The following is a 24,394-nucleotide window of genomic DNA, read 5'->3' as shown; positions in this document are numbered from 1 at the left end:
AAACTTGCCCTTTGGGAGCGCCGCCGTGTTTCCACTACGTTGTTACGCTAATTTGAAAGGTACCTACATTCCTGCATTAGCGTGCCTAGTATTGAAAACACGGTGGTGCTCTGAAACATGCATCTTCAAGTTGATTGGGTATAACCTTTCGTTTTATTCAATGGTGCCGAACGATGAATAACGAAAGGCCATCATCCGCAAAAAGTGTCGTCTTGCCACAATTCGAACAAAAAACTCAAACAAGCCCCATTGATAAGTAAACACCTTATTAATCTTTTGCTAGGTTATAAGTTACCCTATGGCCAAAAGGCTATATCTCATTGATAAACGACCTAATATGATAAAAAAATTGCTTAATCGTGGCATCGAAACATGGCTTAACCAGAGCCACTCAGATGAAGAGTTTAGAGAGAATTCATTCGTCTTCGTAGCGCTTACGATCTTGATGTTGATATTATCCTTCTTTATTTACTATAACGTCTTCATTGACTCTTATCCTGTTCTTGCCACCATTCAGGGGACAGGGGTAGCCTTGTGCCTTGCGGGTTACTATTTCCTAAAAAATCGCAGAAGTACACGTACCGCCGGCATTCTTACTGTCACTATCATAACGACAATAAGCCTGCTATTTATCATCGGTTCTCAAAACCGCGAATTAGCCCTCGCCTTTTGCTTTATAACTCCTGTCGTCGCGATATTTATACTTGGTTACAAGCTTGGATCTTTTTTTAGCCTGATCAATTTCGCCGTGGTGGCCTATTTTTGCCTCACTGAGATGCAAAATTGGCAACCCGTTCCCTTTGATTCCATCAGTTTCATCCATTTGGCTATTATTTATTTTTTCCTTTTTTCTATTGCATATTTCTACGATTCTGGCCGTAGACGTACCATGCGTTTATTGAAAGAGTCGAATTTACAACTAAAAACATTATCTACCACCGACGTATTAACCCGCTTACCCAATCGCTTAAAAATGGAAGAGTTACTGCTTAATTCAGATGAAGTGAAATGGATTGCGATGTTGGATGTTGATGACTTTAAAAGCGTCAATGATACTTATGGACACGACATCGGCGATCATGTGCTCAAAGTCATTGCCAAGCAGTTAGCTAACACAATTGGCGATGATGGCGTTGTGGCACGCTGGGGCGGAGAAGAGTTTTTGATTGCCTTTTATCTCTCCGATATCAATGCAATCGAAAACAAACTAATGGAATTGCAAGATAAAATTGCCGCGAAAAAATTCAACTTTGAACGTAATGTTACCGTCAGCTGCGGGGCTACGCCCCATCAACGTCATATGCATCGAACCGCTTTTCGTAGAGCGGATGAAGCGCTCTATCGCGCCAAAGCATCCGGTAAAAACTGCTACAAACTTGATATTACTGCAATAGGGATGGAAGCCTTACAATAAACTAAGTTAACCACGCCAACATGGCAGACGCCGCTATTATCGACTTAGAATGCACGACTAGCTCAACCAGCTTATCGTTAACAGGAATAACTAAAAGGTGCAGAGTCACATTCTTCCATTAAGTGATTCGCTTGCCCCATGAACTCAGTTTTCACAAAACTATCACTGATCACCAGCTTTTTACTTTGTCGGAGATCATTATCCATATTAAGCCAAATCATTTGCATATTTTCATTGCTAATAAAGTAGTAACGTCGATCTCTGCTATCACTCACATTGGTCCACAGGGTTTGCGAATTTACGGAATAGCCTAGCCCTTTTTCTACTTTTTCAAGCACACTTAACGGGTGTAGCTCTTCAAAAGCGGTGGGAACAATACAGGTTGCCACCATCGAACGAACTTGAGCCACAGGGTTAGCGCCTTTTGCCGTTTCATTAGACAAGTAGCGATAAAAACAACCACGCTCAAATCGTTGCACAGCAGTGTAACCGCCTGGAACAGTAAAAACAGGATGTAGGTTACGCACCTCAGATTTATTCCACTGGTACATCCAATAATCCATTAATTTAAGCTGAGTCGCGTAATTAGGCTGATTGGTCATCACGGTATAATTTTCGCTCTGATAGCTTTTTACCAACCCTTGCTCAATTTCTAAAATAGCGGAATTGCCCGTTTTATCTGAAATCGAAATATGCAGAACAGCAGCAGAATTGTCGTCACCCGGCACTTTGCCACCGAATAAACGAATTTTATCTTTCGCAAAAAAAGTTACCGCTTCAGAAACAGTGGCAAAGCGATCAAGAATAAATTGCCCCCAGCATAAAACACTTAGTCCTTTTTGATTTTCAGCCAACGCACCGTCACCGAAAGTACAGGTTGTATCATACAACGCATTTGCCACTAAACCCTGATCGTTCATGCCATCGCAAAAACCATAGCCATTAATATCATCGCCGACCATAGTAGCAATCGTCGCATGCTTGATCTTCCAGCGACGTACTTGGGAGGAATCTAGCCCTTCTTTCGCAGCTTCTGTAGCACTCATTCCGACACGCTTACCATGGGCCGGATGCATAAATAGGGTCGCTTGTAGGGGAAACTCCCAGTCCATATTGCGACCGACTGTTACATGATTTTTATTAATATTATTTAAAATGCGGGTACACATGCTATTGCTCCATTTTCATTAGGGTTTACCAACACTATTTAGGGTGATGGTCACTACACTAAATGGTTAAACGAGAAACATGTTAATAGCAATCTTCAATATTGTGATCAATAACTTAACAACATAACCGTGGTGTTAATTAACGATAATAAAATCAAATGACACAAGAGTCTGATCTGATTGCCAAACAAATATTGAGATGAGAGCGCATTTGGTTAATCCTATTTCAGCAAGGCTATTTTTAGCCCAAACCTAAAACGTACATGTTAGGTTTTGTTTGCTCCAACTTAAGTCACGCGGCTTACACTCTGCGCTCTTCTCGCACAAAGCTAGGAACTGCTTTGCGGCATCCACATAACGGCAATCTTTTAGCATATAACGCGATGCCATTAGGTAATACCAAGCACGATCATCCTTGGGCTTTAACTGAGCGGCATAGTCATACACCACTGCAGCACTCTGGTAGTCTTTCTTGTTATAAAAAAGCAGATAGCCTTGCAAGCGATATAACGAGTGGGACATCACGCCGTATTGTGCGAACTGAGTCAAATCGACCAATGCCCTATCTGGCATTTTCATTCGAGAAAAAATTCGTGCCCGTATCTCTAACGCATCAGGCGATAAAGGCTCTAATGCTAACGCTTGATTGGCATATTCTAGCCCACGCTCATATTGCTCAGTATTGAAAAACATCCAAGCCAATCCGACCAGAGCAGGCGAGTAGTGAGGGTCAAGCTGTAGGGTGCGTTGATATGCTACTTCTGCTTCTGAATAAGCTTCTAGCCTCGTTAAAATACGCCCTTTTAAATTCAGATAGCCCATGGTCTCTCCATAGTTAAGCGCCTTTTCTATATGCTCAAGAGCTCTTTTTTCATCGTTGTTTTTACGCCTAGCAATGTCTGCCAATACATAATCTGGATAGCCAATGAACACACGCAAATGAGGCCATTGCTTACTTGCCTGCTCCATTTGTTGAGAAAATAGCAATACTTCCTGTATCGTACCGCCCCATTTTGGCGTTATGGCGTTAGCATAATTCCAATGTAATATAAATGAACTGGGAACATACAAGTTAGCTTGTTGATAAAGACGCTCGATATCTTCAGCGCCTCTAACTAACTTAGTTAAATTGATCAAGTAAGCCCATGCGTGCGCAAGCTTGGGTTCAATCACCGTGACTCGAGTAAGATGGGCTATCGCTTTAGCACGGTAAGATTTCATTGCTTTCATTCTTTGTTTACTGGTATTGCTAGCGTATTTAGTTCCTCTACTAAGCCACGCTAAATGATGATAATAAATACCTGCAGCGAGGTGCGGTTGCCATGTATTTGGCATTGCTGCCCGCCACTCTTCAAACACAGCATTCAGCTCAAGATCACTGTCGGCAAATGGAGCTAACGCTTGCCCCAATTTTTGCTCTGATAACGCGCCATTGGTATGTTGTAAAAACACTCCATCAAGATAACGACTGAGCGCTTGATATTGCTTATCATGAAGCAGAGACATCGCATCAATCGACCAAGCGGGTGAAGCTAGCAAGAGCAACAATAGTACATAGCAACGCATTAATGGCTCCTTAGACGCCATGCCGAAAGCCATTACTTTATATCAAATAAAAGTAAACATCGATAAATAACTAAGGCCGTTATTTATACTTTTTAAACCCTTATTGTAAGCAGTCAGATTTAACCTTGTTCAAACAATTAGGCAATCCATGCCAAATTCCTAACGATATTCATTTAACCTTTCTAACGTCGAGATAGCGTTTAAGTAATCTGTTTTCGCTGCATTAGTCTGGCTTCCAAGTGATGCCGATAGGCTAAACGTTTGCTTCATATCATTGAGTAAATCATATTTTTTAAATGGGCTCTCTACCATTGATGTTGGCGCTCCTATCGCCATCATTTGTCCTGAATTAATGAATCCCCCCTCAAATAGCTCTCTTGACATAGCGCTAACTTCTTGAGCCGATATGTTATGTACATCGTATTTAGAGGCAATATCTTGCCAGTTTTGCTGTGCCCGTTTGCCGGTTTCACTAATGGTCACCGTATCCTCAAGTTTTGCCCCATGATAAGTTTTTGGCTGAGGGGCTGACTGCTGACTTGCGAGTTGAGTGTAAATGGCACCTAACCTGTTAGTTTGATTGACGTTCATCGCGACACTCCTACAAATACTCAATTCTCTAAACGGTAAAACCAGAGCAAAAAACATGCCAAATTAATAACTTATATGTTCAAGTTAAATACTTTGAGCCAGCCAGTTTTTAGATAAACAATCCCATTCATTCCCCAGCTAGCGTCCTATTCCATCCCTATCCTGAATAGCATTAAAGCCTTGATAGAGACCTAATAAACATCCCGATTTTCACGAAATAAAGCTGACCGCCATTTTAACGTTACATTGCTGTAACACACCTGTCACTTTCCCCCTTTAGTTTGTTCGCCACTAGTCAGTTTTAAGCAGCATATTCAAAGTAGTAGGAGAGCATGATGAGCAAGGAAATTTTTAACCCTAAGCGATTTAACAAAAGCGACAACCCAGATTTTGATCAAGTATTGGAAGCGCATCTTTCACGCCGCAAAATGATTAAAAGCGGCTTAGGCCTAGGTGCCATGACCATGTTAGGCGCATTTGGCTTGGCTGGATGTAATTCTAGTAATAGCTCAACACCAATAGTAGATTCTGGTACACCAACACCAATAACACCAACCCCCACACCCACACCAACCACGCCGAGCGTTCCCACTGCATCAAGCGCTAGATTGGGTTTCAACTCGATCCCAGGTTCTAAAATTGACGCAGTAAGTGTGCCTGAAGGCTACACTGCACAGGTTCTCGCGCCTTGGGGACAGCCAATCATGTCAGGCGGCTCAGAATGGAAGCGTGATGGATCTAACAATGCAACAGATCAAGCTAATGCCATGGGCATGCATCACGATGGTTTGCACTTTTTCCCGCTCAATGATGATGGCAGCGACGGGCTTTTATGTGTAAACCACGAATACATCGACCAAAATGCTCTACATCCTAACGGCAGTGATAAAGACGCTAACGGCATCCGCAGCAGCGTAGACCAAGTGCGTAAAGAAATTAATGCTCACGGTGTGGCCGTGGTGCGCATTCAGTTAGTCGCCAACGAGTGGAAGGTGGTGGACAATGACCCACTAAACCGTCGCTACACCGGTGCAACCACCATGAATATTTCTGGCCCACTCGCCAATTCAGACAAGCTGAAAACACCTTTCTCTCCAGACGGCACTCAAGCGCGCGGCACACTCAATAACTGTGGTAACGGCTATACCCCATGGGGCACCTACCTTACCTGTGAAGAGAACTGGCCAGGGTATTTCATTAATAAAGGCACCACCACTGCTGAGCAAGAGCGTATCGGCATTGATACCTCTGGCACCACTCGTTACGGCTGGGAAACCGTTGCTGGTAGCCCAGAAGAGCGAGTTGACGAATTTACACGTTTTGACGTAACACCAACTGGCAACAGCGCCATGGACGATTACCGTAATGAAGCCAATGGTCATGGCTATATTGTTGAAATCGACCCATACACAGCAAACTCGCGCGCGGTTAAACGTACTGCTCTTGGCCGCTTCCGTCATGAAGGCTGTACTTTTGGTAAGCTGACCGAAGGTAAACCCATCACATTCTATTCGGGTCACGATTCACGCTTTGAGTACATGTACAAATTTGTCTCTGATGCACTTTGGGATCCAGCGGATGCCGACGCCAAAAACCGTATAGCGATGGGTGACAAATATATGGATGCGGGCACCTTGTATGTGGCTAAATTCGATGCCGATGGTGTTGGTACTTGGCTACCACTCACCATGACAGGCGCAACCAAAAATGGTGGCACACTAGCCGATCATTTCACTAGCCTAGCAGAAATCATTCTCAACACAGCGGGGGCCGCCGACCTAGTGGGTGCAACGCCAATGGATCGTCCTGAATGGTGTGCTGTTGACCCATTCACGGGCTCTGTCTACCTAACGTTGACCAACAACACCAGACGTAATGCTACAACTGGCACTAACCCAGCTAATCCACGCCTAAATAACAAATTCGGTCATATTATCCGCTGGGATGAAGGCGAAACTCATACAGCATTTAGTTGGGATATCTTCGTATTTGGCTCAGATGCAGCTGGTGATGCAGCCACCAACCTATCTGGCTTGAGCGAGTTTAACCAGTTTGCTAGCCCAGATGGCCTCGCTTTTGATAAACGCGGCATTATGTGGATCCAAACAGATAACGGCGCCGACGAAGTGCAAAACTATACTAATGACCAGATGTTAGCCGTAGTACCTTCCATGCTGACCGACACTGATGGTAAACAACAAACCATCAATGACGCGAACCAAGGTGAACTGCGTCGTTTCTTTGTTGGCCCTAATGGTTGTGAAGTAACAGGTTTTACTATCACGCCAGATTACACCACCATGTTCGTATCCATTCAGCACCCAGGTAACTGGCCATATAGCGACAATGCCGCACAAGAAACACCGCGCGGCATGACACTTCGTCCACGTGCATCACTGGTTGCAATTCGTAAAGCGGATGGCGGAGCACTTGGCGTTTAAGCTTCATTAACCTTGACTAACAGCAGGCCTGACGGCCTGCTTTTCTAGCATTAGACAACTAAAATATTTAAGGAACATCATGGCAGGAATCAGTATTTGGCAACTTGTAATTATTGCCGCTATTGTTGTGTTGCTGTTTGGCACCAAGCGCCTTCGCGGTATTGGCGGTGATCTTGGTGCAACCATTAAAGGCTTTAAGCAGGCAATGGCCGAAGAGCAACCCAAAGAAACCGACTTGATTGCTCAGCAGAGTACACAAAGTGAGCAAGCGCAGAAAAAAGTCATTTAACGCTTCTAAACAAATAACTAAATGGGCTCAACGCCACTAACTGTTTAGGCCCATTTCGCTAAGGATAGACATTGCCAATCTAAATTCACCAATTATGATCGCCGAGAATGTACTGTTGAATATCAAAGCTGCCTTTCGCGTCAACAAACAATACAGGCTGGCTAAAAAACAAGCATGAAAACTTATAAGTAATTGTATTTATTAAAATCCAACTATAAAGAATGATTTAGCTGAAAGGTATTTTTGGGTTAAGCCATTAAACCAAATTTTGGATATACGAACATAGTTTGTTTTCCTGCAAAAACGTAGTGAATAGACCCAAACAAGAGCGAGTGAATTACGTTGAACTTTGTCGCTTGATATTAGTTTGGGTATATATCCATGAAAACGAAATATTGCCGTAAAACATACTCTATCAGACAATAGAACAGAGCTGGGGTTAAGTGAAATACTACTTCTCATGCATGAGGGACTATTTGTGAGAAAGTGAGGGATCGTTGCCCCTCACTTCTCAGTGACTACATCATCATTTCCGTCAGTGTTTCAGCAGTTCGACCTTGTACTACAGGTATAGCTTCTGTTATTTCCAAGTTCATTTTGTTTGCAGTGGTTACAATTCTTGTTTCATATACAATCCACTTGAAATTGTCACCTCTAGTTACAGAACTATTGCTGTTCGAGGAAGTTGAAGTATTTTTACTCGAGACTCTCTTTGAGCTATTGTTCTTGGTTGAATTCGAAATAACATCTCCATCTAATGGGCGTTCGCGGAGCTGTACATCCATAACAAAGGTATAATATACATCTTCAACTAAAGTGTCGGCAATGAACCCAACAGCAGCGCCAGCCGCCGCGGCGGTTGCAACACTCGAACCACTACCACCAGCGATCGCGGATATACCTGCACCGGCAACAGCTCCTTCTGCTCCCCCTTTGTAACCTGAGTTCAAATAACGATTAGCATCAGCTGCCGTCGTTTTTTCGGCCGCAATAATCGAAGCGGTAATCATCATATTTGCTTTGTCAGGATCATCCGTAACAACAAAACCTTCACTTATAAATAAGCTTTCTAATTTGCGTTGCATATCTTTACGCATAGAATTCCCACTTAAATCGCGTACTTTTGCATAAACTATACGCTTAGAAGGTGCAACAGGCTCCAAAACCACAGAAAAGGAAGTCTGAGAATCAATAGATAGCTCGCTTTTTTTCATCGCAGTTTGTGCTGCAGAACATCCTAAAAGAATCGTTGATAGGGCTAACACAGGAGCAAATTTTAACAACTTACACTTCATTATAATGAACCTTAATAATTGGAAAAAGATTAAAAGCGCCATTATAAAAGCAAGCAGACTAAAAATGAACATATAACTGCCTTTTTTTTGATTATTTATTGATTTTGATAATACCTGATTACCGCCTCGCCTCAGCTAGCTTAAACAAAACTGATATTATCTATGAGCTATGCTCGCTTATTCCTTCAACAATTTAAAAACTCTAAGATGCTTAATCTTATTTGATCTCTATTTGAATAGACCTAAATAAACGGGCCTCACCACATTTCCTCAAACGTGCCAAAGTCATCGTTTACATAACGAAAGAGGTTCGTTCACTTTTTATATTTTTCTTAAATCCCTTGTATAAAACCACTGAAATAAGAACAACACATCCAGCAGCTGCGATTGCAATCCAAAAACCATGACTTACAGTGAAATTCTCAACCACCCAACCAGTCACGGCCGCGCCGATGGCAATTCCCATGCCTAAGCCTGTAATCAGCCAAGTTAACCCTTCAGTTAATTGCTGTTTAACAACATTTTTTTCCACTAATCCCATAGCAATAATCATGGTTGGTGCAAAGGCAAACCCAGCAACAAACATAACCAAAGCTAAGCCAAATACTTGGCTAACACCTAATAACGCGAAACTAGCAAGTAATGTGAATAATGCAAAGCGAACCAACAGGTCAACCATCGGCACCTTCCATTTCAATGCGCCAAAACTAAACCCTGAAATACACGCTCCCAGAGCATACATGGATAGCACAATACTGGCCGCTAACGGTGAGCCGTGTTGATTTGCAAAAGCAACACTTAGCACATCAACCGCTCCCACAATGACCCCCAAAGCGAGCAAGCATATTGTTAATAGTTGTACTAGCGGATTTCTCAGCGCAGAACTCATTACTGTATTCTCGCTGGGGACAATTTTAGGCTCAGTAGCCGATTGTGAAACCAGCCAAAGAAACGGCAAAACAATTACTTGAAAATATAACCGCTGAATAAAAGGCGGCATATACCACCTTATCTAATCAGAGAAACTTACAATGTTAAACCTTAGGCAGCGTCTGTTTTATAGCACCAATCATCTCGTCGATATTTTCAATGCCGATAGAATTATCCACGTGTCTTCAGTGAGGTTTACGAGATAACCACTCTATTTTATAAGCCTTGTTTTTCTAAAATTGGGCGATAAAAATGTTTGGTTAACCAAGCAAAGGTTTTCCATACCCATTGCTTTGGTTTGCTTAAATGCTGGCAGTAAACATAGCTATATTCAATTTCTGCTTTGGCTTTACGATTGCGTTTAAACCAAGGCGCACCTGAACTCATGTTAAATCGTAAATTATGCTGCTGGGCATAATTGATAGTAAAGGCAGAAGCGCGCCGATAAAGCCCTAGTTTTTGCGGTTGCTGAAGGTCATAGCCCAGTATTGGGCATGTCATGTCGCCGTCAATAATCACCATACCAACACAGGCGAGCATCTCTTCTTGATAAAACAAACCATATAGCGACAACAGCCCCGACTGCACTCCATGACGAAAGAAAGACAACGTAAATTGAATGTTATGCTCACTGTATTTACCTAAATATAGTGCGTCATAAAGCACTTTAGCCCGCTCTATTTCTTGCTCAGTAACTAACTTTTTAAAAGTCCATTGTGGTTGTTTTAGTAGTCGTAAATCTGTTTTTAAATCTTTGCCTGCAACCACTGCTGACCAGTCTGTATGCAGGTAAACTTGACGAGTAACAATGGCTAACCAACCGTCTTGCTCACATCGCTCAATAATAGGGGAATGTTGGGCTGCATTTAAAGAGCGCAGCAACAGAGCGTGCCCACTGCGGGTTTCCAATGCTTGCGTGCGCAGTTTCGATAAATTAATGGTCTGCCACCCTTGGCAATACATATTAGTAGATAAACATTGATTGTTTAAGGTTTGCACAGTGCCCACCCCCGCTAACTGCAAGGGCTTCTCAACGATCTTAACTAGCTGATAACTAAACCAACGTAAGGCAGCAAAACGTACTTTGGGGATTTCATCTTGTGCATAACCGGTGATTAGCGTTAACGGCGAAACCACATAACTGTTGTTCACCTTGGTGTGGCTGATCGTAGCGGGAATAGTTAACCCTTGCTGCTGATAACACACAAAATCAGCATCCAGTTGCGCAATTTTACTGCCCTCTAACATCATCTCAAAATAGCCTTGATGCCACTGCTGCGCGTTTAACATGCTCACTCCCCATTCCATTCAATGTCGTCAGTGCTGGCTGCCGTTACGCTTTTTCGCTGTCGTAATGATTTCAATAATAATTCTCCCGTGCTTAATAGCAGTGCCCACGGCCGCAGCGGGTAGCGTTTACTAGCCAAAACGTTGTCACCTTGATGAAAATCACGCCATATCTTAGCGTTCAATAATGCCTTACCCCCACCAGCTAACAACATGGCAAGGCCAACATACTTGGCTATATTCTGTGAGTTCTCCATTGGCGTGTTCATACTGGGCCAATGTAAGTTATCCGCAATTAGGTGCAAGCCACTGGTTGTCCTTGGGTTACACTCTATAACGTATATGCTGCCTAGGTGCTCGATAAAATCAAAGGATACTTGTCCATGAAAGTGATAAGTACTGACAAAAGCAGACATGAATTCATTGATAGCCCGATTAACTGTTGGCCTAAAATAGGTCGCCGCAGACTGATTAACACGATATTCAGGAAGATAAACTTGGTGAGCGATGATAACGCCACGATCACATAAGGCGTAATTACAAAATGCTTGTCCAGTGAGTTTCTGTTGCTGCACCCAAGACTGTTGCGGACTTACTGTTATTTCTTGCAGGCTGGCCTGATTAATATTACGGATCACTTGCTCGCCAAACCGGCAAAAAGTGGGCTTTAATATGCTGTCCCATTTAAGATCAATTTGCTGTACGCGGGTGATTTTTTTAGTCCTGGGTAGGCGTACTCCCGGCAGCCCCGCTAACAAGGTAAACAATTGAAATTTATCATGTAAGCCAAATAGTAACGGAGCATCACAAATTAAAGTATTAACCCCGTTTAGACGGTGGCTAAACTGGGCTAAGTAAAAAACTTCCTCACAGGTGGGAATAAGTAATGTAATTTGATGTTGTTTAACCAATGCGGTTATTTGGCACTGGTATTGCTTAGGCTCTGATCGCGGCGAACTCGTTTGTATGTAACCGCTGATCCCAGACACAAATTTGCCAACAGGAAAACGACAGCAATCACTTAGAAATACCTGATGCCCTTGCGCCAATAAAATTCGCGCCCATTCAAGGGCAACAGGCGCTCTGGCTCCTGTAATTAAGATCCGCATAAGTTGATCACTCTACGCTGCTTGTTTGCGGCCTGCCATACTGGTTTAGGCGCAAACATAAATGTCACAGGTAGTACATTTTGCTGCGCAAAAAGCTCACTTAACGCTTGTTGTATTCTCTGGTGATAGGTTGGCTCTGCAGCTATTTCAATACAATCATCCGCTAGCTGTGAAATTTTATAATCACAATGCTCATCAATTTTTAGAGTAATGGCCCGATAGATAAGATCTGGTAATACAGGCACTTTGCAGCCTTTTTGTCGTCCCTGTCCAAGCAAGCTTAAACAGTCGCCACAACGACCGGCTATCGCCCCAATCGCTTCGAATATACCCGAGTCTTGTTTCGCCACGATAATATCGTCCAGTTGATAACGGATCACTGGTTGTGTACGGCGGCGGAAGTCGGTAATTATTGGGCTATAATGAGTTTTTTCTGCATTTAGCCAATGCTTTTCAATTAGCACTATATCTTCGTTCCAACGCATTTGCCCTTGCTGATCCGTGCATCCTAAAAAGCCTTCTGTGCATTGATAAATTTCATGAATCGGGCAGTTAAATTTTTGCTGTAGCCAGTGTTTATCTGCTGGTGTTAGCACTTCAGCCCCAGAAATGATGCGCTGAGGTTGAATGGCTTTCTGGCTGTATTTCCCCGTATACAAGGCGCACAATTGTAATGCTTGGGCACTGCCAATCAACAAGCTGGGTTGAAACACATCTAACTGCTTCATCCACACTTCAATCGGCAGCGTGATATCTATATAGCAAAACTGAATCGGCCCTTTGTTAACGGTGCCATAAAGTGGGCTATTTGCTCTTAACACTAAGGCAATACGGTGCTTGGTTATCAGGCTGGGTAATAATTTACCGAGAATATTGCCGGCCCAAATCTGTCGTTCTTGTGGGCTGGCCAAAAACAAACCGCGCTGGCCAGATGTGCCTGATGATAACCCCACAGTAATGTCACCAATTGCAGAGTCACTAAAATGGCGCTTTTTCTCCGCATTAATCGCGCATTCAAACAATTGTGCTTGCTCTAATCCACAGGTGTTCAACTGGTCAAAATTTGCCATCATTTGCTGTTTATTCATGATTGGGAATTGATCCAGCTTAGCCCCTTGTAACGCGCGATAATAAGGCGAGTGTCGGCAAACCCAAGCAAGGTGCTTGTCTACTTGTTGCGCTTGCCAATCTTGCAGTTGTTGGCGCTGATGAAACCTTTTATAGCGAGCTTTAATAAAAGTATTTAATAACAAAATCACTGCATCCAGCCTTTGGCTTTTAGCGCATTAATAGTTGTTGAACAGTGGGATGGCACAAAATCTATTAGATGCTGATACCGCCGATAGCAATGCCTTAACTGCGCCAAGGTAGCCTGATACTGCGCTACATCGTCACATAAAAAATTAGCTAACCAATGTTGATCAATCTCATCTGCCAAGCTATCAATCAGCCAACAGGCGTCAGCCAATAAAAAGACCCATCGATTGGTTAATTGACATAACAGGCCAATTTGACCTGCCGCATGTCCAGGCAGTGCGACCAAGTACAAGCTTTGGTCATTAAACAAATCGGCGCATGCTAACTCAATAGCAGGGCCTTCAGAGGCACCTCTCCCGTTTATAACCTGATCAAAGGCCAAAGGAAATTGCGTGTGAATACACAGTTGCTTGGTTATCTCAGCGGGCAATAATTTTTTCAGGTACCCTTTACGCACCCCATTAATTCGCCCTGACTGCTGTATTGAGTTAAGCCCCTGCTGCGTACAGTGAATTTGCGCGCTATTAAACTCGCTCACCGCGGCAATATGATCAGCATGAAAATGGGACAGCACTAAATGGTTTATTTGCAATGGCGCTATTCCAGCAAGCTGTAGTTGCTCAATGATTCCATCACCATGCTTTAACTTACAAGGTGTAGTCCATGCATAGAAACGCTCAGGGAACGTGCGAGTAACAGTGAAAAAATTTTCGTGATAACCCGTATCAAATAATAAATAGCCTTGTGATGGATGCTCAATCAAAGCCACGGCGGCAGGAAACGCGCGCGGCTTTAGCCCACTGCCCGGTTTAACAACAAACCCAGGATGCACACAGTGCCCTCCTTCAAACAGTTTTATTTTTAGTCCAATCGACATAACGTCTGATCCCTTCTGTGATGCTAACACTTGCTTGATAACCCAGTAATTGATTGGCTTTTTCAATATTTAACGTTTGATGAAAATGCAATAAACCCGCACCATAAACCGTAATTTTCGGCTCTGGGCGGTGGGCTAATCGACGTCGAATGAATTCGTTAAGGGCAATAATAGGGGCAATTAAGGCATAGGGTAATGTTACTAAACGCGCGTTATATCCTAACGCAGCCAGCAAAGCGACTAACACACTATTAATGGGCATGGGTTCACCATTGGTGATATTAAATATTTCGCCCTTTGGTAAACTGGGGCCTTTGGCGCAAGCAAGCAATGCCGCTGTTGCCACATTGTCTACATAGGTCAAATCCAGCACTGGGTTTTTAGCCGAAGGGAGCAGCAAATAACGCCCTTTGATTGCGGCCAATAAACGCGGCACGATGGCTTGGTCATTAGGTCCAAATATGCCACGAGGACGTAAAATAACACTATGGTTCGAGCTGGCAAGCACTGCCTGTTCTGCTAGGTATTTCGTTTCAGCATAATCATTACAAAACGGACTGGCTACGGGGTCTTGCTCGGTTATGTTCCAACGGTCAGTAAAGTCAAAATAAACGCTGGTAGTGGATACATGCACAAACGTCTGGATATTATATTGTTCAGCAACGGCTAATAAATTACGAGTAGCTTGCACATTCCCTTGCTCGAATGCTTGGTAGGCTCCCCAAGGACTAGAAAGCGCAGCACAATGAATAATTGCATCGATTTGTTCATCGTTACTTTTATCCTGTTCAATGTCTGCAAAAATTTTACTAATGGCATCCAGATCGCACAAATCCGCCACATGGCCCGTCACTGGATATTTAGCACTTAACTGCTGCACAATGGCGGCATTACGGCCAATAAAATGCAGTTCATGTTCTTGATGATATAAGCGAATAATGGCACTGCCGAGCATACCAGTACCACCGGTAACCAATATCTTCATAGTGTCAGAAATCCCATTCCCAGTGATAACCCCGCTGCCGAGCCAATCAGTAATACTTTTTTGCCGCTATTGGCTTGTTGTTGCCTGAGTAGGTGCAGGTTAATGGGTAGTGATGCCGCGATTTGATTGCCACACTGTGCCACATTATTAACTATTTTTTGTGAACAAAACCCGCTCATTTTAGGCAATCTTTTCAATGCAAGGTGGCTCGCTTGATGCGGCAGTAAATAGTCAATTTGGTCGCGTTGAATATTGCTTTGCTGTAAACCTCGCACTAAAAAAGCCGGCAACGTTGTTGTCATGTGACGAAACAAGGCTTTGCCATCCATTTCAAATTGACTGGCGGCCAATAGTTGCTCTGGCGCCGTGTGATGAGGGTTAACATGACTGCCACCAGCTTTAACTTGGCAAAAATTGTAGCCTTGGTGATGAGTTTCAAACAGAGCACCGGTAAACCCAGAGACATTTGGCGCGGCTTGTAACACATAAGCGGCTGCGCCATCGGAAAACAAGGTTGCCACCTCAGTTTTTGCGGGCGTGGTTTTATTCAACGTTATCCCAGTGACGAGCTCACTACTCACGATTAAAATACGCTGGTGTCGTTTAGCCAGAAAAATACATTGGGCGTAATCTAAAGCCGTTAAAAATGATAAGCACGAGCTATTTATGTCTAAACTAGCAAGGTTAACGGGTGCATTTAAGCTGGCCAATACAGCAGCGGCATCATAGGGCAATGCTTGGTGATGAGAAGCGCTAGCATAAACGAGTAAATCTATGTCATTAATGGTTAATGAAGCATTTTTTAGTGCACCTAACGCCGCTTTTGCGGCCATGTAAATAGCCGTTTCATGATTGGCGGCAACGTGGCGTGTTTCGACACCGAATTGGCGTTTACTGGTGCCTTTTTTTAATCCTAAATACAGGTCAAAATCCTTATCTGACCACTTAGTTTCTGGCAGGTAAATATCACTGCCGACAATATCAAATGCCATGAATTTCCTTAAGCTTTACTTACATGTCCAAAAGCCAAGCTCAAACTAGCACGATCTGGTTAACAGTAAACATGTATTGCATTTTTGGGTAGAGTAACTACTTGTAACGAATGGTCATTATTTCAAGGCTCGAATAAAAACCAAGCCGTTGCGGTGCTAAGGCATAACTAAAGCGGCAAGCGCCGCCCTAGTTACTTGCTTGCTAAATGGTTAAAGTATACCCAATCAAGGCCTTACCAAAACACGTGTAAACGCTTGATGAGATTTAACGTTCCAGATTGATTGGGTCTACATTTAAGCCTTCGCTAAGGCTTGTTCTACATCAGCAATGATGTCGTCGATGTTTTCAATTCCAACTGAGATCCTTACCAAATCTTCACTCACGCCCGCTTTGGCTAACTCTTCTGGATTAAGCTGGCGATGGGTAGTAGAAGCAGGATGACAGGCTAACGATTTTGCATCGCCAATGTTTACTAAGCGTAAAATCATTTGCAGCGCGTCAATAAACTTGCCGCCCGCCGCAGCGCCGCCTTTAATGCCAAAACTTAAAATCCCTGAGGCTTTACCACCACAGATTTTTTCACACACCTCACGGTATTGGCTGTCGGGTAGCGCGGCGTAATTCACCCACTCAACTTTGTCGTGCGCCGATAAATAGGCGGCTAATTTTTCCGCATTCTCACAATGGCGCTCCATGCGTAAACCTAAGGTTTCTAAGCCTTGTAAAATTTGGAATGAGTTCATCGGTGAAATTGCCGCACCGGTGTTACGTAGTGGCACCACGCGACAACGACCAATATAAGCGGCAGCGCCTAAAGCTTCGGTATAAACCACACCGTGGTAAGAAGGATCTGGCTCATTTAAAATAGCAAAACGCTCTTTATTGGCCACCCAATCAAATTTACCCGAATCAACAATCACACCGCCAATTGAAGTGCCGTGACCGCCAATGTATTTGGTTAATGAATGCACCACAATGTCAGCGCCATGTTCAAACGGGCGACATAAAAAAGGTGTCGCTACGGTATTATCCACAATTAAAGGCACGCCATGGCGATGGGCTATTTCGGCCAACTTAGCTAAATCAACCACGTTACCGGCGGGGTTGCCTATCGACTCACAAAAAACCGCACGGGTGTTTTCATCAATGGCGTTTTCAAAACCTTCATAATCATTGAAGTTGACCATTCGCGTTTCAATGCCTTGTTTTGGCAATGAATGAGCAAATAAATTATAAGTGCCACCATAAAGCTGACTAGTACTCACTATATTGGTGCCCACTTCACAAATACATTGAATAGCATAAGTGATAGCCGACATGCCAGACGCCACTGCTAATGCAGCAATACCGCCCTCCATTGCCGCAATGCGCTGCTCTAACACGTCTGTGGTGGGGTTCATGATGCGGGTATAAATATTGCCCGGCACTTTAAGGTCAAATAAATCTGCGCCGTGTTGGGTGTCATCAAAAGTATAAGAAGTGGTTTGATAAATCGGCACCGCCGCTGCTTTAGTGGTCGCTTCTGAGGTGTAGCCGTGGTGCAAAGCCAATGATTCCAATTTCATCTGTCATCCTTAAGTTAAATTGCTAAGGCAAATAGTTCAATCTCATTAATTTAGGCGCTCAGTTCGCTGTGAACATAGCACGCCAACGTTTTCCTCACTCTGGAGCGTAAAAGTAAGGCACCATTTTTTGTTCACCGTAATCAATCCATATCAAAATAGGACCATTATTTAGCTGCATGATATAAGGCGCTAAAAATATGACGAATCTTAGGTCAAAGATCCAGTCTCTGGCTCACAACTGAAATAAATGCGGAAGATATTTCACAAAGGAGCTGGGTTTGATTAAAATACGCCTCCTATCAAAAGGAAGAGCTCAATGAAACACAAAGATACCATTTTTGCAGCCCCTGTCGAACAAATGGGCAACTTCACTTTTGATGAAAAAGTGGCCGAAGTTTTTCCTGATATGATCAAGCGCTCTGTGCCGGGCTATTCCAATATTATTTCGGCCATAGGCATGATCACCGCACGCTTTGCCCAGCCCAATACCCAGCTTTATGATTTAGGCTGTTCACTTGGCGCGGCCACACTCGAAATGCGCCGCAATTTAAAACACAACGACTGCGCTATTATTGGGGTAGATAACTCCCCAGCAATGGTTGAGCGCTGCCAATTACATGTGGATGCCTTTCGTGGTGACGTTCCCGTGACCATTAGTTGCCAAGATATTTGCGATATTGAGATTAAAAATGCCAGCATCGTGGTGTTAAATTTCACTTTGCAGTTTATTGACAAAGATAAGCGTCATGCCCTAATTGAAAAAATCTATCAAGGCCTCGTTCCTGGCGGAGTATTAGTACTGTCGGAAAAATTCCACTTTGACAATGACACCACCCACGATTTTTTATTCGAGCTGCACCACGACTTTAAACGCGCCAACGGCTACAGCGAATTAGAAATCAGCCAAAAACGCAATGCATTAGAAGATGTGATGGTGCCAGACACCATCGAGCAAAATAAGCAACGCTTATATCACGCAGGCTTTGCCAATGTTGATATGTGGTTTCAGTGTTTCAATTTTGGCTCCATGGTGGCCATTAAATAAAGCAAACAGAATTCATTACCAAGGTAACCCTAAGTGATCATCGATTTTAATAACTTTTATCAGCAAATTGCGAAAAACCGCCTTAGTCATTGGCTAACCACCTTACCGGCGCAATTAGCGCTGTGGCAACAAGACAATTTGCGCGGTGAGTTTCCAAGCTGGCAAAAAGTACTGAAAAAATTCCCTGAAATTGAAACCCAGCACATTGATCTAGAGAGTCAGGTTTCCGTAGGGCAACAAGGCGAACTACCTGCTGGTGAGCAAGCTAAGCTTGGCAACCTGTTAGAAAAGTTTCACCCTTGGCGCAAAGGCCCTTACACAGTGCACGGCATTCATATTGATACCGAATGGCGCTCTGATTTTAAATGGGACCGACTGCTACCGCACATTAGCCCGCTAAAATACCGCTATGTGTTAGATGTGGGCTGTGGCAATGGCTACCACATGTGGCGCATGCTGGGCGAAGGCGCTGAGTTTGTAGTGGGCGTTGATCCATCGCAGCTATTTTTATGCCAATTTGAAACCATCCGTCATTTTGCCAATAACAATCAAAACGTGCATTTACTGCCGCTGGGCATTCAAGAACTGCCCGAACTAAAAGCCTTCGATACCGTGTTTTCAATGGGTGTGCTTTATCATCGTAAATCTCCTATCGACCATATTATGCAATTAAAATCACAACTGGTGCCCGGCGGTGAATTAGTGCTTGAAACCATAGTGATTGATGGCGGTGAAAATGATGTATTAGTACCACGTGATCGTTATGCGCAAATGCGCAACATTTGGTTTATCCCAAGCGCGGCAGCGTTAAAAGTGTGGGTTGAAAAATGCGACTTTGAAGATGTACGCATTGTGGATATCAGTGAAACCACGGTAGCCGAGCAGCGCAGTACGCAATGGATGAAAAATGATTCACTAAGCGACTTTTTAGATCCCAACGATCCCAGCTTAACCATTGAAGGTTATCCGGCCCCCAAAAGAGCCGTGATCATCGCGCGAAATCCGGAAAAACGATTAAGCTAGAACTAAATGTTTTACTACCTCTTGTAGTCTGTTAATAAATCACTTAGTTTGCCATTGTGAATGTGTACTCAACAATTTTTGTCATAGCTAGGATAAAAAATATGTTTCAAAAAACCGTGTTAGCCGCTTCTGTTTTGCTGCTATCCGCATGTGCTACCAATGAAAAACCAGCCCCCACTGTTTCTCCCGACTTATTATCCAGTGAGCTGGCTAAAACTCAGCAATTTATGGTCGAACAATGTACACAAATGAATAGCAATCTTACTGCTGAACTTGCCCATTTACGAGAACAGCAAGCTATTCAATTACAAGATCTCAAGCAAACCTTTATAACTACTAGTAAAGAGAAAACCATTGTTGTTGCACCCGCGCCAATGCCTGAGCCTAAGTGCCAAGAAGTGATTATTCCCTCTAAAACAGCAGTCGTTGATGGCACCAAAGCAGGAAAAATCATTGTTGGTGAAGAAGAGTGGGTACACATTTCGCCCCCAAAAGCAAACCTGTTAGCCCGTGTTGATACTGGCGCCACCGTATCTTCCATTCATGCTACCAATGTAATTGAATTTGAGCGAGATGGTGAAAAGTGGGTCAAGTTTGATATTGCCCATGAGCCTGGCCAGCCCAATATGACAGTAGAGCGAAAGATTGAACGTTACTCCAACATTCGTCAATCAACCAGTGAAGAAACGGTGAAACGCCCAGTTATTAAACTTAACATTCGTTTAGGCACGATTAAAGATTCAGCCGAGTTTACCTTAGCCGATCGCGGACAAATGAGTTATCCCGTATTACTTGGTCGTGAATTTTTAAAAGACATCACCTTGGTTGACCCAGGGAAACAACAGATTCACCCAGAATTTAAACCTCAGTAATATTTAGGCGAGCCGACAAAGCTCGCCTTAATTTTAACCTTTAATCAGTTAGTAGGATCATTGCTATTATGACCTCCAGAGCGCCTTTTTATATCCTTGTCGCCATTTTATTTGTGACAGGTTTAGCCTTAACCATTCAACGCCACCTTTCCTATGAAGTACCACTTACACCAGGTGTTAAACGCACCGTTTGGTCAGTGGATGCTAAAGTAGAGTTTTTTGCCAATGGCGATAAAGTGAAAGCTTCCCTTGCCACGCCAATGAGCCAACCTGGCTTTACCGTACTACATCAAAATGCCGCATCGCCTGGTTATGGCTTGAACTTTATTCAGCAAGACGCTACGCCTCGTGCCGAGTGGTCGATTCGTGAAGCCAGCGGAAACCAAGAGTTATTCTATAAAGTTCAATTGCTCGAAGATGATAATGCAGACTTGTCGGGCTTAGCCAGTATTCCCGAAATTGAAGTGCCGGAATGGACAGAACCATATGGCACCGCCGCCCATCAGCTAACAATCGATGTGACTAAACGCAGTGCCGATGCTTTTAGCTACACTCGCGAGTTGCTAAAAGAGTTCAACAAAAAAGAGCTTAGTCAAAATGCAGAATTGCTGGTAAATAGCGAACCTGATACATCACAATTAATCGTTAAATTACTTAATTCTGCAGATATTAGTGCTCGTGTAGTCGGTGGCTTACGCCTTGAAGATGGCCGCCGCCGCCAACCTCTCAATGCCTTTGTCCAAGTATATGAAGGCGATAAATGGCTATTATTCGATGTTAAAACGGGTAAAGAAGCCAATCGTGAAAACCTACTGTTATGGGAGCAATCAGACTCATCGTTATTAGATTTACAAGGGGGATCCGATTCACTGGTCACCTTCTCAATGATCAAACAAGAGCAACCAGCGCTAATGGCTGTAAAAGAAAAACTAAACAGCCAAGATTTACTTAACTTCTCTATCCAAAGTTTACCCATTGAAGAGCAAGCGCTATTTAAAGGCATCTTGTTAATTCCATTTGGGGTGTTGGTTGTGGTTCTAATGCGTGTTTTAGTCGGCCTGAAAACCTCTGGCACCTTTATGCCCGTATTAATCGCCATGGCCTTTATTCAAACCAGCCTAGTCACAGGTTTAGTCGGCTTTATTATTGTGGTCGGTACCGGCTTAGTGATCCGCTCATATCTATCACGATTAAACCTACTGCTGGTGTCGCGAATATCCGCGGTGATCATCATGGTTATCTTAATGATCGGTTTATTCTCGGTCGTCTCATATAAAGTAGGCTTAAGTGAAGGCCTTAAAATCACCTTCTTCCCAATGATTATCTTGTCTTGGACCATAGAGCGTATGTCTGTGCTATGGGAAGAAGAAGGAGCAAAAGAAGTGGTGCGCCAAGGTGGCGGCAGCTTACTGGTTGCGATACTGGCTTATTTAGCAATGAACAACGACTATGTTCGCCACATTACCTTTAACTTCTTAGGTGTGCAGCTGATTATTATGTCCCTTGTACTGCTTCTTGGTAGCTACACGGGTTACCGTTTATTGGAGCTGTACCGCTTTAAGTCTATGGCGGAGAAGTAATCATGTTTGGTTTACTAGCAAGTCCTTTTAAGCTTAAAGCCAAGGGCATAATGGGGATGAACAAACGTAACGGTCATTATATTGGCCGTTATAACAAGCGTTCGCTCTACCCTTTGGTAGATAATAAGTTAAAAACCAAAATTATCGCAGAAGATGCAAAAGTCACTGTACCCGCACTCATTGGGGTGATCAGCTCGCAAGCTGAAGTAGGCAAAGTGGCAGAGCTGATTAAAGGCCGTAGCGGCTTTGTCATCAAACCTGCGAAAGGCAGTGGCGGTAAAGGTATCTTGGTTATCACTAAGGTTGAACACGATAGATACTATAAGCCAAATGGCGCCGAAGAGACCCATGAAGACTTTGAGCGTCATGTGTCTAACATTTTGGCCGGTTTATTCAGCCTTGGCGGCGCACAAGACGTAGCAGTGATAGAGGCGCTGATTGAGTTTGATACCGCCTTTGATGGCTTTAGCTACGAAGGGGTACCCGATGTACGTGTTATCGTATTTAAAGGCTTCCCGGTGATGGCTATGATGCGTTTGTCTACCACAGACTCTGACGGTAAAGCTAATTTACACCAAGGTGCGGTGGGGGTTGGCATCGACATAGGTAGCGGAAAAGCGCTCCATGCGGTGCAATTTGGTGACCCTGTCACTCATCACCCAGACACCAATCGAGCCCTTAACGAGCTAGTAGTGCCACAATGGGATGTATTGATCCGCCTTGCTGCCAGCTGTTACGAAATGTCGGGCTTAGGTTATCTTGGCACTGATATGGTGTTAGACCGTGATAAAGGTCCGATGCTACTTGAGCTTAACGCCCGCCCCGGCTTAGCCATTCAAGTGGCCAATGGTGCCGGATTACTGCCGCGGTTGCAGTTAGTTGAAAGCCTTGGGAATAAGAAGATGACGCCAGAGCAGCGCGTTGAGTTTGCGATTAAACACTTTTCACAAACGCCAACTATCTAGGTAACACAATCCAGCTTGCCTCATTACAAGCGTGTTTGCCGAGTAGTCAAACACGCTTTTTCCTCAAAATATGCTGGGCATTACCTCTATGCCTCAACTTCAATCTTAAAGATGCATTTTATCGGCTCTTTAAAGTCACCCATGGGAATTGGCAAGCTTCAAATTTAGATGGTTATCCAGATACTGTTACCTCAAATCTTCTACCGACTTAGCTCGGCCCACTGGGTGTCCCCATTATTTTTTGAATAAATTCCTTCAATTTTAGTGCAGTCGACGACTCCGAATCAAAGGAATAATGTCCTTGTTTTGCACCAATCCTATAATTAATCGAATTGCACTCCCAGCTTATAGTAAGTTCAGTTCTAACGTTATCCGTTGATAGGATATTTAAACCGACCTCTGGTGTATGACATCTAATAGCAGTACCGCTTGGTAAAGATTTAATGAGCATTGCTATTTTCCGCTTCCTTAGCCACCCATTAATTTCATGTGTGCTCTCTACGCCAAAGTCATCATATGTAATCTTTTCGAAGCTTGGCATTTTATCACCTAACTTCTTCCTCATTAGATCTAATCCATTTGCCGATCTAAAAAGCTTATACGCTTCAATCGATTTTATATTCGAGAAATCAATTTCGTTCATATATGTTTTGAAACAATCCTGGTAAAGGTTTAACTGGTCGTTTTAACTGGTGCACTTGGTGGTTGAAGCTGGCAGACGTGACAAGCTTCAAATTTAGGAGGGTGTCCTGTCTTTTGCGTATTCTCAATCACAGCCACCAGAATCACCAAAATCAATTGAGAAAAAGTCAGCTCCACCACCAGATAAACTACTTGATGTATTAGTTTGCCTTTTCAAGGATTCTGCTTGCTGCCTATCTAGGTTATCGACATCATTTTGTGAGTACAATAACTCGTTTGGTAAAGCATCCCCGCAAAACTCACACTTCTCGATTCTGCGGTTATAGATTGGTCTTTCACAGCTTGGGCATACAAACTTCATAGATTGAGGCTCCATTAACCTAACAGCTTTTTAGCTCCCATTATGGGGTCACAAAACGCCCCAAAACGGCGTCGAAAACATACCCATAATATTTACATCATCTTTATCTATAGTAAACAATCAATTATCGGCCTTGTA

The 24,394-nt window shown here is 43.5% G+C and carries 21 protein-coding genes; 8 read left to right on the top strand and 13 right to left on the bottom strand.

Translation table 11 applies throughout. The features are described 5' to 3' along the window. Positions 1-337: 337 nt before the first annotated feature. A complete protein-coding gene (locus K1M91_RS03985) occupies positions 338-1,414 on the top strand; it encodes a GGDEF domain-containing protein (protein WP_232800256.1) in 1,077 nt (358 codons plus the stop codon). Between the two features lie 77 nt (positions 1,415-1,491). On the opposite strand, the gene K1M91_RS03980 is transcribed toward K1M91_RS03985, so the two are convergent. From K1M91_RS03980 to K1M91_RS03970, 3 genes are all read right to left on the bottom strand, one after another. Further along, positions 1,492-2,583: a linear amide C-N hydrolase gene (locus K1M91_RS03980; protein WP_232800255.1), complete on the bottom strand. Its 1,092-nt coding sequence runs from the start codon at positions 2,581-2,583 to the stop codon at positions 1,492-1,494. Positions 2,584-2,835: 252 nt separating this feature from the next. Next, complete coding sequence (locus K1M91_RS03975) at positions 2,836-4,149, bottom strand: DUF4034 domain-containing protein (RefSeq protein WP_232800254.1); 1,314 nt, start codon at positions 4,147-4,149, stop codon at positions 2,836-2,838. Positions 4,150-4,308: 159 nt separating this feature from the next. Continuing rightward, positions 4,309-4,740, bottom strand: coding sequence for a hypothetical protein (locus tag K1M91_RS03970; protein WP_232800253.1), 432 nt, complete (start codon positions 4,738-4,740; stop codon positions 4,309-4,311). A gap of 335 nt (positions 4,741-5,075) precedes the next feature. Between K1M91_RS03970 and K1M91_RS03965 the strand changes: the two genes are divergently transcribed. Both K1M91_RS03965 and tatA read left to right on the top strand, forming a co-directional pair. Continuing rightward, positions 5,076-7,181, top strand: coding sequence for a PhoX family phosphatase (locus tag K1M91_RS03965; RefSeq protein ID WP_232800252.1), 2,106 nt, complete (start codon positions 5,076-5,078; stop codon positions 7,179-7,181). A gap of 79 nt (positions 7,182-7,260) precedes the next feature. After that, positions 7,261-7,470, top strand: coding sequence for a twin-arginine translocase TatA/TatE family subunit (gene tatA, locus K1M91_RS03960; protein ID WP_232800251.1), 210 nt, complete (start codon positions 7,261-7,263; stop codon positions 7,468-7,470). A gap of 518 nt (positions 7,471-7,988) precedes the next feature. Here the strand turns inward: tatA and traT are convergent. The 9 genes from traT to K1M91_RS03915 form a co-directional block, all read right to left on the bottom strand. Beyond that, positions 7,989-8,837, bottom strand: a complete 849-nt coding sequence (gene traT, locus K1M91_RS03955; RefSeq protein WP_232800250.1) for a complement resistance protein TraT — start codon at positions 8,835-8,837, stop codon at positions 7,989-7,991. A 220-nt stretch (positions 8,838-9,057) separates the two neighbouring features. After that, positions 9,058-9,765 carry an MFS transporter gene (locus K1M91_RS03950; RefSeq protein WP_232800249.1) on the bottom strand — a complete coding sequence of 236 codons (708 nt, stop codon included), beginning with the start codon at positions 9,763-9,765 and terminating at the stop codon, positions 9,058-9,060. A gap of 146 nt (positions 9,766-9,911) precedes the next feature. Beyond that, positions 9,912-10,991: a hypothetical protein gene (locus tag K1M91_RS03945; protein WP_232800248.1), complete on the bottom strand. Its 1,080-nt coding sequence runs from the start codon at positions 10,989-10,991 to the stop codon at positions 9,912-9,914. After that, positions 10,988-12,091 carry a hypothetical protein gene (locus K1M91_RS03940; protein ID WP_232800247.1) on the bottom strand — a complete coding sequence of 368 codons (1,104 nt, stop codon included), beginning with the start codon at positions 12,089-12,091 and terminating at the stop codon, positions 10,988-10,990. Before K1M91_RS03940 ends, K1M91_RS03945 begins: the two co-directional genes overlap by 4 nt. Then, positions 12,079-13,350 (bottom strand): F390 synthetase-related protein, encoded by a 1,272-nt coding sequence (locus K1M91_RS03935; RefSeq protein ID WP_232800246.1) that lies wholly within the window; start codon positions 13,348-13,350, stop codon positions 12,079-12,081. The genes K1M91_RS03940 and K1M91_RS03935 overlap by 13 nt, the downstream gene beginning before the upstream one ends. Then, positions 13,347-14,225, bottom strand: a complete 879-nt coding sequence (locus K1M91_RS03930; RefSeq protein WP_232800245.1) for an MBL fold metallo-hydrolase — start codon at positions 14,223-14,225, stop codon at positions 13,347-13,349. Before K1M91_RS03930 ends, K1M91_RS03935 begins: the two co-directional genes overlap by 4 nt. Further along, positions 14,194-15,210 (bottom strand): NAD(P)-dependent oxidoreductase, encoded by a 1,017-nt coding sequence (locus K1M91_RS03925; RefSeq protein ID WP_232800244.1) that lies wholly within the window; start codon positions 15,208-15,210, stop codon positions 14,194-14,196. Before K1M91_RS03925 ends, K1M91_RS03930 begins: the two co-directional genes overlap by 32 nt. After that, positions 15,207-16,202, bottom strand: a complete 996-nt coding sequence (locus tag K1M91_RS03920) for a 3-oxoacyl-[acyl-carrier-protein] synthase III C-terminal domain-containing protein (protein WP_232800243.1) — start codon at positions 16,200-16,202, stop codon at positions 15,207-15,209. Before K1M91_RS03920 ends, K1M91_RS03925 begins: the two co-directional genes overlap by 4 nt. 294 nt (positions 16,203-16,496) lie before the next feature. Next, positions 16,497-17,768 (bottom strand): aminotransferase class I/II-fold pyridoxal phosphate-dependent enzyme, encoded by a 1,272-nt coding sequence (locus K1M91_RS03915; RefSeq protein ID WP_232800242.1) that lies wholly within the window; start codon positions 17,766-17,768, stop codon positions 16,497-16,499. Between the two features lie 316 nt (positions 17,769-18,084). Between K1M91_RS03915 and cmoA the strand changes: the two genes are divergently transcribed. From cmoA to K1M91_RS03890, 5 genes are all read left to right on the top strand, one after another. Then, positions 18,085-18,813 carry a carboxy-S-adenosyl-L-methionine synthase CmoA gene (gene cmoA, locus K1M91_RS03910; RefSeq protein WP_232800241.1) on the top strand — a complete coding sequence of 243 codons (729 nt, stop codon included), beginning with the start codon at positions 18,085-18,087 and terminating at the stop codon, positions 18,811-18,813. Positions 18,814-18,846: 33 nt separating this feature from the next. Next, positions 18,847-19,836 (top strand): tRNA 5-methoxyuridine(34)/uridine 5-oxyacetic acid(34) synthase CmoB, encoded by a 990-nt coding sequence (gene cmoB / locus K1M91_RS03905; protein WP_232800240.1) that lies wholly within the window; start codon positions 18,847-18,849, stop codon positions 19,834-19,836. A gap of 101 nt (positions 19,837-19,937) precedes the next feature. Continuing rightward, a complete protein-coding gene (locus K1M91_RS03900) occupies positions 19,938-20,708 on the top strand; it encodes an ATP-dependent zinc protease (RefSeq protein WP_232800239.1) in 771 nt (256 codons plus the stop codon). A 68-nt stretch (positions 20,709-20,776) separates the two neighbouring features. After that, positions 20,777-22,288 (top strand): inactive transglutaminase family protein, encoded by a 1,512-nt coding sequence (locus tag K1M91_RS03895; protein WP_232800238.1) that lies wholly within the window; start codon positions 20,777-20,779, stop codon positions 22,286-22,288. 2 nt (positions 22,289-22,290) lie between these two features. Further along, complete coding sequence (locus tag K1M91_RS03890; protein ID WP_232800237.1) at positions 22,291-23,253, top strand: alpha-L-glutamate ligase-like protein; 963 nt, start codon at positions 22,291-22,293, stop codon at positions 23,251-23,253. Between the two features lie 766 nt (positions 23,254-24,019). Here the strand turns inward: K1M91_RS03890 and K1M91_RS03885 are convergent. Beyond that, on the bottom strand, positions 24,020-24,256 hold the full coding sequence (locus tag K1M91_RS03885; RefSeq protein ID WP_232800236.1) for a hypothetical protein: 237 nt from the start codon (positions 24,254-24,256) through the stop codon (positions 24,020-24,022). Positions 24,257-24,394: the final 138 nt, after the last annotated feature.

The sequence above is a fragment of the Motilimonas sp. E26 genome (assembly GCF_021278025.1).
Taxonomy (GTDB): domain Bacteria; phylum Pseudomonadota; class Gammaproteobacteria; order Enterobacterales; family CBDFNC01; genus Motilimonas.
This window is presented reverse-complemented; position numbering and strand designations above follow the sequence as displayed.